This is a genomic window from Streptomyces fuscigenes (genome assembly GCF_021556455.1).
GTDB lineage: Bacteria > Actinomycetota > Actinomycetes > Streptomycetales > Streptomycetaceae > Streptomyces > Streptomyces fuscigenes.
The window spans coordinates 1-10,874 of record NZ_JAKGCV010000176.1 but is presented as its reverse complement, the minus strand read 5'-3'; the positions used below and the strand labels follow the sequence as shown (position 1 = coordinate 10,874).

The window sequence follows — 10,874 nt, the reverse complement described above, 5'->3', positions numbered from 1 at the left end:
CGTCCCCGTGGCGGATGCCGTGGCCGCGCACGCCCCGCTGCCGGCCGTCCGGCCGCGCACGCCGGGCGGGCCGGGCGTCCCGACGTCGGCCGGGCGTCCCGACGTCGGCCGGGCAACGCGAAGGGCCCGCATCCGAGGATGCGGGCCCTTCGACGTCGTGCGGTCCTGACGGGATTTGAACCCGCGGCCTCCACCTTGACAGGGTGGCGAGCACTCCAAACTGCTCCACAGGACCTTGGTGCGCCTCCCGGCGAGTGCGGGCTGCGGAGACAGACTCTACAGCAGCTCAGATGGTCAGGTCGAACTCACTCAGCGCGATGCCCGCGCTACGGGGACGGCCTCCGCGCCGGGGCGTCCCGGCAGGGCACCCAGCGGCCCCGGACCGGCACGCGGACGCCCCGCACCGGGGCCGGAAGCGGAGCCGCGAGACCCGTCCTCGGCAGCCGGGCGGGCAGGGGCGACCGGCCCGCCCGGCTGCCCGGGCAGCCGTCGGCTCACGGCGCCGCCGCGTCGATCGCCTTCACGATGCGCTTGTCGGAGACGGGCTGCGCCGTGCCGAGGGCGTGCGCGAAGTAGCTGACCCGCAGCTCCTCGATCATCCAGCGGATGTCGCGTACCTGCTCCGGCACCGGCCGGCCCGCCGGAAGCTGCTCCAGCAGCCACGCGTACTCGTCCTGCATCTCGTGGACCTTTTCCATGCGCGTGGTGTCCCGCTGGACGGCCGTCGGCATCTGCTGCAGCCGCCGGTCGGCCGCGACCAGGTAGCGCATCACGTCCGGCAGTCTCCGCACGCCGACCTTCGTGACGAACCCGGCGGGCACGAGCCGCGCCAGTTGGTCCTTGACGTCCTGGACGTTCGGCAGCAGCGCGGGGCTCGTCGTCGCGCGCAGCCGCCGCTCGCACGCCTGCCACGCCGCCAGGATCTGCTGCACCTGGGCCACGGTCCGCACGGTCGTGTCCACGAGGTCCGCACGGACGCTGTCGAAGAGTTTGCGGTACGACTCCTCGTCCCACGCGGGCCCGCCGTGGTCGGCGATCAGCTTGTCGGCCGCCGCGGTCGCGCAGTCCTCGAACAGCGCCTGGATGGAGCCGTGCGGATTGCTCGACAGGTTCAGCTTCTGCTGGTTGGTGAGCTTGTCGGAGGCGAACTTGGCCGGGCTGACGGGGATGTTCGCCAGGATCAGCCGGCGCGTGCCGCGCCACATGGCGAGCTGCTGCTCGGCCTCGGTGTCGAAGAGCCGAACCGCGACCGTCGCGCCCTCGTCGACGAGCGCCGGGTAGGCCTTCACGGGCTGACCCGCCCTGCGTGTCTCGAAGACCCGTACCAGCGAGCCGATCGTCCAGTCCTTCAGGCCGGTCCGCTCGATGGCCTCGCCCCCGGAGCGCTCCGCCGTCGCGGCGGCCGCCTCGGACAGGGCCTGGCGGGCCTTCGGGCGCAGCTTCGCCCGCAGCGTCTCCAGGTCCTTCGCCTCCGCGAGCCTGCGCCGCCGCTCGTCGACGATCCGGAACGTGACCTTGAGGTGGTCGGGCACGCGCGACACGTCGAAGTCGTCGGCCGTGACGGGCACGCCGACCATGAGCTGGAGTTCCCGCGCCAGGGTCGTGACGAGCGGCTCTTGGCGGGGCACGGCCCGGTCGAGGAAGCGCTGGGCGAAGTTCGGCGCGGGCACGTAGTTGCGGCGGATCGGCTTGGGCAGCGACCGGATCAGCTCGGTCACCACCTGCTCGCGCAGGCCCGGGATCTGCCAGTCGAACCCCTCGCCCGTGACCTGGTTGAGCACCTGGAGCGGGATGTGGACGGTCACGCCGTCGGCGTCCGCGCCGGGCTCGAACTGGTAGGTCACCCGGAACTTCAGGGCGCCCTGCCGCCACGAGTCCGGGTAGTCGTCCTTGGTGACGGACTCCGCGGCCTCGTTGATCAGCATCGACCGCTCGAAGTCGAGCAGTTCGGGCTCCTCGCGGCGCCGCGCCTTCCACCAGGAGTCGAAGTGCGCGCCGGAGACCACGTCGGCGGGGACCCGCTGGTCGTAGAAGTCGAACAGCGTCTCGTCGTCGACGAGGATGTCCCGGCGCCGCGCGCGGTGCTCCAGCTCCTCGACCTCGCCGAGCAGCTTGCGGTTGTCGTGGAAGAACTGGTGGTGCGTGCGCCAGTCGCCCTCGACGAGGGCGTTGCGGATGAACAGGTCTCGGGAGACCTCGGCGTCGATGCGGCCGTAGTCGACCTTGCGGTCGGCGACGATCGGCACGCCGTACAGCGTCACCTTCTCGAACGCGACCACGGCCGCCCGGTCCTTCTCCCAGTGCGGCTCGCTGTAGGTGCGCTTGAGCAGGTGGCCGGCGAGCGGCTCGATCCACTCCGGTTCGATGCGGGCGTTGACGCGCGCCCACAGCCGGGACGTCTCGACCAGCTCGGCCGACATGACGAAGCGGGGCTGCTTCCGGAACAGCGCCGAGCCGGGGAAGATCGCGAACTTGGCGTTGCGCGCGCCGATGTACTCGCCCCCGCGCCGGCTCCCGTCGCCGCCCTTGCCGTCACCGGCGGACTTGGCGTCGCGCACGTCCTTCATGCCGATGTGCGAGAGCAGTCCCGCCAGCAGCGAGACGTGCACGCGCTGCTCGGGCGCGTCCTGCTCGTTGAGCGCGATGCCCATCTGGCGGGCGACCGTGCGCAGCTGGCTGTAGATGTCCTGCCATTCGCGGATGCGCAGGTAGTTGAGGTACTCGGCCTTGCACATGCGGCGGAACGAGGACGACGACCTGGCCTCCTGCTGCTCGCGCAGGTAGCGCCAGAGATTGAGGAACGCGAGGAAGTCGGACGTCTCGTCCTTGAAGCGCGCGTGCTGCTGGTCGGCCTGGGCCTGCTTCTCGGCGGGCCGCTCGCGCGGGTCCTGGATCGACAGGGCCGCGGCGATCACCATGACCTCGCGGACGCAGCCGTTGCGGTCCGCCTCGACGACCATGCGCGCGAGGCGCGGGTCTACGGGCAGCTGCGACAGCCGGCGGCCGAGCGGCGTGAGGCGTCCGCGCCGCTCCTTCTGCTCCGACTCCAGCGCGCCGAGCTCCTGGAGGAGTTGGACGCCGTCGCGGATGTTGCGGTGGTCCGGCGGGTCGATGAAGGGGAACTTCTCGATGTCGCCGAGCCCGGCCGCGGTCATCTGGAGGATGACCGAGGCGAGGTTGGTGCGCAGGATCTCCGCGTCCGTGAACTCCGGGCGGGAGAGGAAGTCGTCCTCGGAGTACAGCCGGACGCAGATGCCGTCCGAGGTGCGGCCGCAGCGGCCCTTGCGCTGGTTGGCGCTGGCCTGCGAGATGCGCTCGATGGGGAGCCGCTGGACCTTGGTGCGCAGGCTGTAGCGCGAGATGCGGGCCGTGCCGGGGTCGATGACGTACTTGATGCCGGGCACGGTCAGGGACGTCTCGGCCACGTTGGTGGCGAGGACGATCCGGCGGCCGGAGTGGCGCTGGAAGACGCGGTGCTGCTCGGCGTGGGACAGGCGGGCGTACAGCGGGAGGATCTCGGTGTTGCGCAGCTTGCGGCGCTCCAGCGCGTCCGCGGTGTCGCGGATCTCGCGCTCTCCGGAGAGGAACACGAGGATGTCGCCGGGCCCCGCGGCCTGGAGTTCGTCTACGGCGTCGGAGATCGCGGTGATCTGGTCGCGGTCGCCCTCGGCGTCCTCGCCGGGGTTCTCCTCCAGCAGCGGCCGGTAGCGGACCTCCACGGGATACGTGCGGCCGGACACCTCGATGATCGGGGCGCCCGGAACCTCGGCGGACCCGGATCCGGACCCGGACTCTCCGTCCGGGCGGCCGGCGCCGGCCGCGCCGGAAGCCGCCGGAGCCGTCGAAGTCGCCGAGTCCGCGGAAGTCGCCGAAGCCGCGGAGGCTCTGGAGGCCGTCGGCACGGACGCGAAGGCGCCGAAGTGGCGGGCGAAGCGCTCGGGGTCGATCGTCGCCGAGGTGATGACGAGCTTGAGGTCCGGGCGGCGCGGCAGCAGTTGGGCGAGGTAGCCGAGCAGGAAGTCGATGTTGAGGCTGCGCTCGTGGGCCTCGTCGATGATGATCGTGTCGTAGGCGCGCAGCTCGCGGTCGGTCTGGATCTCGGCGAGCAGGATGCCGTCCGTCATGAGCTTGACGAACGTGGACTCCGGGTTGACCTGGTCGGTGAAGCGGACCTTCCAGCCGACGGTCTCGCCGAGCGGCGTGCCGAGTTCCTCCGCCACGCGCTCGGCCACCGTGCGGGCGGCGATGCGGCGGGGCTGGGTGTGCCCGATCATGCCGCGCACGCCCCGGCCGAGCTCCAGGCAGATCTTGGGGATCTGGGTCGTCTTGCCCGACCCGGTCTCGCCGGCGACGATCACGACCTGGTGGTCGCGTATCGCCTCGAGGATCGTGTCCTTGCGGCGGCTGACGGGGAGCTGTTCGGGATACGTGATCTCGGGCAGGCGGGCGGCACGCCGACGGACGCGCTCCGCGGCCTTCTCCGCCTCGGCGGCGATCTCGTCCAGCACCGCCTGGCGTGCTTCGGGCTTGCGGATGCGCCGGGTGCCTTCGAGCCGCCGGCCGAGCCGCTGCGCGTCGCGCAGGGAGACCTCGGCCAGCAGGGACTGGAGGTCGGCGAGGGAAGTAGACATACCGCATCCCAGGATCGCACCGAGGCCGCCGAAGCGGCGAACTCATTTCGCCGTGCGCTGCCCGCGGGCCGCCGTGACCGCCCGAGCCGGGCGCCGCTCCGCACGGGCGGAGGGGCCGCCCGCACCGGTCCGGGCGCACACGACGAGAGCGACCCGCCCCTCGGTGTCCGGGGGACGGATCGCTCTCGTACGGATGTGGCTGGGGCCGGGATCGAACCGGCGACCTATCGCTTTTCAGGCGATCGCTCGTACCAACTGAGCTACCCAGCCACGCAGCTACGACGAGCTGCAGCGGTCCTGACGGGATTTGAACCCGCGGCCTCCACCTTGACAGGGTGGCGAGCACTCCAAACTGCTCCACAGGACCAGGCGATGCGCGTGAACAAGTGTCGCACACGGTGATGCGAGCCCCAACCGATTACCCGCTGGCAGTGGGTGGTGCTCCTTGTCCGAACGTCGCTGGATGAGCGTATCAGAACGGGAAGGGTGCCCTGTCCTGCCCGGCGGCTCGTCCGACCGGCGGGAAGACCCGCGCCGGGCCGGGTGCGCGAGCGGGTCGGACGCCGGGACGCGAGCCGCTCGTGAGATGGCGCGGCGCGGCCCGCGGGGGGAGCGGAGCGTCCGCTGCCCGGCACCCGGAGCGGCGGCCGGGCCCGGCGTGCGGCTCCCCGTCGGACGGGGCCGCACGGTGGTGGCGGGCGGCCGTGGATCAGGCGGGATCGTCCTCGGGGCGGTGCTGGACGCGGCAGTGGTAGTGGCCGCTCGCCGAGCGCTCGCACACGACGTACGGATCGGTGCCGGCGACCTCGCGCGTCGCGCGCCAGGGCATGACGGCGTCCCCGGCGAGGAGGGCGTCGACGGTCTGCAGTTCGGGGTTGCGCGGCTCGGGGTGGTGCTCGTAGTCCGCGGTGCCGAGAGCCAGCGCGACGGCCATGCCCAGGAGGTTGACCTCCGTCGGCTCCTGCGGGGGCGCCGTCCCCGGGGCGGGTGCCAGCCGGATGCCCTCCTCGGGCACGTCCACGACGCGGGCGACGTAGCGCTCTGGGCTGTCGGGCATGGACACACTCGCCTTCTGCTGCCTGCTACCGGTGCGGTGGCCCGTACCTTACTTCGGCCGCGGCGCACATCGGCAGCGCCGCCGCGCGGGGGCGGGCCGGGGTGTCGGGGCCCACCGGCCCGCCTTCCCCGTGGCGGCGGGGGTGCGGCGTCCGGCGGGACCCGGGAAGGGCGGGCGGCGTGGCGGCGGACGGTGCGGGCGGCGGCGCGAGTTCAATGATCCGGCCAATTCCGCCGCCTTCTTCTTGTCCCTGGACATGACAGGCCGTAGAAACAATGCGGTCCGTCCCGATGCGAACACCTGCTGTCACAGGGGCTGTTTCCCTCCACGTCCGCCGCTCTTCCCCTCCACCTTCCCCTCCACCTCACGCCCCGTTCTCCCCCCAGGAGTTCCGTATGCGCAGAAGAAGACCGCACCTCGGTGCGGTGGCGTCCGGCGCGCTGCTGGTCGCGGCGCTGGCCGTGCCCGCCTCGGCCGCCGCGGCCCCCGCCCACCCCGAGAGCCCCGCGTCCGGGTCCTCCGCCGCCTGCCCCTGGCTCGGCTCGCACGCCCCGGTCGACGACCGCGTCTCCCAGGTCCTGTCGAAGATGACGCTGGACGAGGAGATCACGATGGTGCACGGGGCCGCCGGCTCCGCGTACACGGGGTACGTACCGGGCGACGCCCGGCTCTGCATCCCCGCCCTGAAGATGCAGGACGGCCCGGTCGGCGTCCGGATGAACGACACGACGCAGCTGCCCGCCGCGGCGAGCGTCGCGGCCTCCTTCGACCCGTCGGTCGCCTCCTCCTACGGCGCGGTGATCGGCGCGGAGGACAAGGCCAAGGGCGTCGACGTCGACCTCGGCCCGACCGTGAACATCGTCCGCGACCCGCGCTGGGGCCGCGCCTTCGAGTCGTACAGCGAGGACCCGTACCTGACCGGCCAGATCGGTGCGGCGGACATCGAGGGCATCCAGTCCCAGGGCGTGATGGCCCAGGTGAAGCACTGGGCGGTCTACAACCAGGAGACCAACCGCAACACGGTCACCGACAACGCTGTCATCGACGACCGGACCGTCCAGGAGGTCTACACGGCCGCGTTCGGGACCATCGTGTCCCAGGCGAAGCCGTCGTCGGCGATGTGCTCGTACTCGTCCATCAACGGCACGTACGCCTGCGAGAACGCCTACCTGAACAACATCCTGAAGAACCAGTTCGGCTTCGACGGCTTCATCACCTCGGACTGGGGCGGCACCCACTCCACCGCGGCCTCCGCCAACGCGGGCATGGACATGCAGATGCCCGACGACTCCTACTTCGGCGCTGCCCTGAAGACGGCGGTGCAGGACGGGAAGGTCGACAGGTCCCGCGTGGACGACATGGTCGCGCGGATCATGCGCGAGGAGTTCCGCTTCGGCCTCTTCGACCACCCCTCGGCCGACACCCCGGACGCCGTCGCGTCCACGGCCGCCCACGTCGCGGTGGCGAAGAAGGCGGCGGAGGACGGCGCCGTCCTGCTGAAGAACAGCGGCAACGTGCTCCCGCTCGACGGGAGGAAGGTCAAGTCGATCGCCGTCATCGGCGACGGCGCCGGCAAGGACACCATGAGCGCCGGCGGCGGCAGCGCCACCGTCGCGGGCACCGGCACCGTCACGCCGTACGACGGGATCAAGGCCCGCGCCGGGGCCGGCACGACGGTCGCCTACGCGCAGGGCAACGTCAGCGCCAACGGGCAGCTGCCCGTGGTCGACAGCCAGTACCTGACCCCGCCGTCCGGCACCGGCCACGGCCTGCAGGGCGACTACTACGCGAACAAGACGCTCACCGGCACGCCCGCCGCGACGCGCACCGACGCGCAGGTCGACTTCAACTGGAACGGCGCGGCCCCGGCCGACGGGGTGCCCGGCACCGACTTCTCCGCGAAGTGGACCGGCACCCTCACCCCGCCGGCGACCGGCTCGTACACCTTCGGCCTGAGCAGCGACGACGGCAGCCGGCTGCTGATCGACGGCAAGCAGGTCATCGACAACTGGCGCGACCAGGCCACGCACACCGAGACCGGCACGGTCACGCTGACCGCGGGCAAGCCGGTGTCCGTCGAGGTCGACTACTACCAGGGCACCGGCGGCGACGAGGTGCACCTCGGCTGGCAGCAGCCCGGCAGCGACCTCCAGGGCCAGGCCGCCGACCTCGCCGCGAAGTCGGACGTCGCGATCGTCTACGCCAACGACTTCGAGTCCGAGGGCAGCGATCTCGCGAACATCGACCTCCCCGGCACCCAGAACGCGCTCATCGAGGCCGTCGCCCAGGCCAACCCGAACACGATCGTCGTGCTGAACACCGGTTCCGCCGTGACGATGCCGTGGATCGACCAGGTCAAGGGCGTCTTCGAGGCGTGGTACCCGGGCCAGGAGTCCGGCAACGCGATCGCCGCGCTGCTGTACGGGGACGTGAACCCGTCCGGCAGGCTGCCGGTGACCTTCCCGAAGTCGCTGGACCAGGTGCCCGCGTCGACCGCCGCCCAGTGGCCCGGCGTGAACGGCAAGGTCCAGTACTCGGAGGGCCTGGACGTCGGCTACAAGTACTACGACGCCAAGGGCGAGACGCCGCTGTACCCCTTCGGGTACGGGCTCTCGTACACCTCGTACCGCTTCTCGAACCTGCACGTCGACGGTTCGACGCTGCGGGAGGGCGGGAAGCTGCGCGTGACCGCCGACGTCACCGACACCGGCGACCGCGCCGGCTCCGAGGTGGCCCAGCTGTACCTGAGCGACCCGAAGGCGGCCGGCGAGCCGGCCGACCAGCTCAAGGGCTTCGTGAAGGTGGCCCTGAAGGCCCACCAGACCAAGCAGGTGTCCTTCGACGTCACCGCGCGGGACGCCTCGTACTGGAACAGCGACGCGCAGGCGTGGACCCTGACCCCGGGCGCCTACACGGTGCACGTCGGCGACTCCTCGCGCAGCCTGCCGCTCAGCGGCGGCTTCCAGGTCCGCACGACGAGCGGCCCCCGCTACACGAAGGTGACCGCGCCCTCGCTCGTGACCGGCGGCTCCGCGATCACGGTGAAGACCACCTTCACCAACGGCTCCACGCAGCCCGTCGTCGCTCCGACGACGAAGCTGTCCGTGCCGGCCGGCTGGCACGCCACGGCCCGCGACGCGGCGACGCACCTCGCCGTGCTGCCCGGGAAGTCGGCCTCGACGACCTGGTCCGTGACGGTCCCCGCGGACGCGAAGGGCGGCCCGGCGCGGCTGGCGGCCACCACCCGCTACCTCGGCTCGCCGCGCACGAGTTCCGGCGACGGCTCGGCGACCGTGCAGGTCGCCTACCCGGACCTGGCCTCCGCGGCCACGGAGGTCGGCGTCACCGACGACGCGGCACCGGCGGCCGGCGACTTCGGCGGGGCCGGGTACAGCTACTCGGCACAGGCCCTCGCCGACGCGGGGATCGCCCCGGGCGGGCAGGTCCGCACGGCCGAGGCCACCTTCACCTGGCCGGGCGTCGCGGCGGGCACCGCCGACGAGGTGCCGGCGGCCGGCCAGGCCGTGGCCCTGCACGGCTCCGGGACGCGGCTCGCGTTCCTCGGCGCGGGCACGAACGGCACGCAGAGCGGGCAGGCCACCGTCACGTACACGGACGGCACGACGTCCGCCGGCACGGTGACGATGGCCGACTGGTACAGCAACCAGGCGGTGGACGGCAGCGCGCTGGTCGCCACCACGGCCCACTGGAACAACCCGGCCACCGACACGCTGCCGCACGACCACCAGGTCAGCCTGTACGCGTCGTCGGTGCCGCTGACGGCGGGCAAGCAGGTGGCGTACGTGACGCTGCCGGACAACGCGGCGCTGCACCTGTTCGCGGCGGCGATCGGGTGAGGCGCGCGGTCCGGACGCCGTGAACACGGGGGGCGCCCGGGCCGCGCGGAAAGAGCGGGGCCCGGCTCCCTCCTGACAGGGGGCCGGGCCTCGTCGCGTGGTGCGGTGGGCTCGCTCGCGCCGCGGGCCGTCGTGCCCGGCGCGGCGGGGCGCCGGGGAGCCGCGGGCGTACGCGGGCGACCACCGCCGCGCGAGCCGTCAGCGCACGCGGGCGACCGCCGCGTAGATGCCGCTGCGCTCCTCCTCCGGGCGGGGCTCCTGCTTGTACCACTCGGGCGCGGTGACGAGGCCGGGCTCGACCAGGTCGAGGCCCTCGAAGAAGCGCAGGGTCTCCTCGCGGGTGCGGAAGCGCAGCGGGATCGTCCCCTTGCGGTACGCCTCCTTCACGGTCTCCACCAGTTCGGCCGGGTGGAAGTCGGTGGTGCCGTGGGAGAAGATCAGCAGGCTTCCGGACGGCAGCGCGTCCGTCAGGGTGCGGACGATGCCGTAGGGGTCCTCCTCGTCCTGGATGAAGTGCAGGAGGGCGATCAGCGAGAGCACGACGGGCCGGTCGAAGTCGAGTATCGTCCGCGCGTGCTCGAGGATCTTCTCCGGTTCGCGCACGTCGGCCTGGATGTAGTCGGTCGTGCCCTCGGGCGTCGAGATGAGCAGCGCCTCCGCGTGGCGCAGCACGATCGGGTCGTAGTCCGTGTAGACGATCCGGGCGCGGGGGTTCACGCGCTGCACGATCTGGTGCAGGTTCGGCTGCGTGGGGATGCCCGTGCCGATGTCCAGGAACTGGTCGTGGCCCTCGCTCGCGGCCCAGGCGACGGCCCGGTTCATGAAGGCGCGGTTCTGCCGCGCGGCCGCCTTCGACTCCTCGGGGAGCTTGTCGCCGACGGCCTGGTCGACGAGGTAGTTGTCCTTGCCCCCGAGCAGCCAGTCGTACACCCGCGCCGGATGGGGCTTGCTGGTGTCGATCCGGGGCTTGGGCGTGCCGTTGGTCATGAAGGGCTCCGTTGTGCGAGTGGCCGTGGATACACGAGGGAACGAGCGGGTGTGCGCGGTGCGGGGCCGAGCCCGGTGCGCTGAGAGCCGACGGGCCGGCGTGCCGGCCGCCGGTACCTCAGTACGTCGGGCCGGCGAAGGATCACGGGCGAACAGGACTGATCTGAAAGCGGTTCGGAACGTTCACAGAAAAAACAACAATCCAAGAGTGCCCCACGCGTCGCCGGTTCGGGAGACCGGGCCGGTGCCGTGTCCCGCGCGCGGTGTCCCGACCCGGGCCGATCAGCGGCGCGCGCGGGCACGACGACCCGCGCTCCGGCGCCGCCGGGCCCGGCCGGGCGC

At 72.2% G+C, this 10,874-nt stretch carries 4 protein-coding genes and 3 tRNA genes; 1 reads left to right on the top strand and 6 read right to left on the bottom strand.

The features are described 5' to 3' along the window. Positions 1-160: 160 nt before the first annotated feature. The 5 genes from L1885_RS15855 to L1885_RS15835 form a co-directional block, all read right to left on the bottom strand. Positions 161-235 (bottom strand) — tRNA-Asp (locus tag L1885_RS15855). A gap of 259 nt (positions 236-494) precedes the next feature. Then, the gene (gene hrpA / locus L1885_RS15850; protein WP_235797762.1) at positions 495-4,631 is read right to left on the bottom strand and encodes an ATP-dependent RNA helicase HrpA; all 4,137 of its coding nucleotides are present in this window, start codon (positions 4,629-4,631) and stop codon (positions 495-497) included. Between the two features lie 196 nt (positions 4,632-4,827). Then, positions 4,828-4,901: transfer RNA gene (locus L1885_RS15845), tRNA-Phe, on the bottom strand. A gap of 22 nt (positions 4,902-4,923) precedes the next feature. Continuing rightward, positions 4,924-4,998, bottom strand: a tRNA-Asp gene (locus L1885_RS15840). Between the two features lie 342 nt (positions 4,999-5,340). After that, the gene (locus L1885_RS15835; RefSeq protein WP_235797761.1) at positions 5,341-5,688 is read right to left on the bottom strand and encodes a hypothetical protein; all 348 of its coding nucleotides are present in this window, start codon (positions 5,686-5,688) and stop codon (positions 5,341-5,343) included. A gap of 395 nt (positions 5,689-6,083) precedes the next feature. On the opposite strand from L1885_RS15835, the gene L1885_RS15830 reads away from it, so the two are divergent. Continuing rightward, a complete protein-coding gene (locus L1885_RS15830; protein WP_235797760.1) occupies positions 6,084-9,545 on the top strand; it encodes a glycoside hydrolase family 3 C-terminal domain-containing protein in 3,462 nt (1,153 codons plus the stop codon). 198 nt (positions 9,546-9,743) lie between these two features. Here the strand turns inward: L1885_RS15830 and L1885_RS15825 are convergent, their stop codons facing one another. Then, entirely contained in the window at positions 9,744-10,532 is a 789-nt protein-coding gene (locus L1885_RS15825; RefSeq protein ID WP_235797759.1) for an SAM-dependent methyltransferase, read from the bottom strand. Positions 10,533-10,874 lie beyond the last annotated feature (342 nt).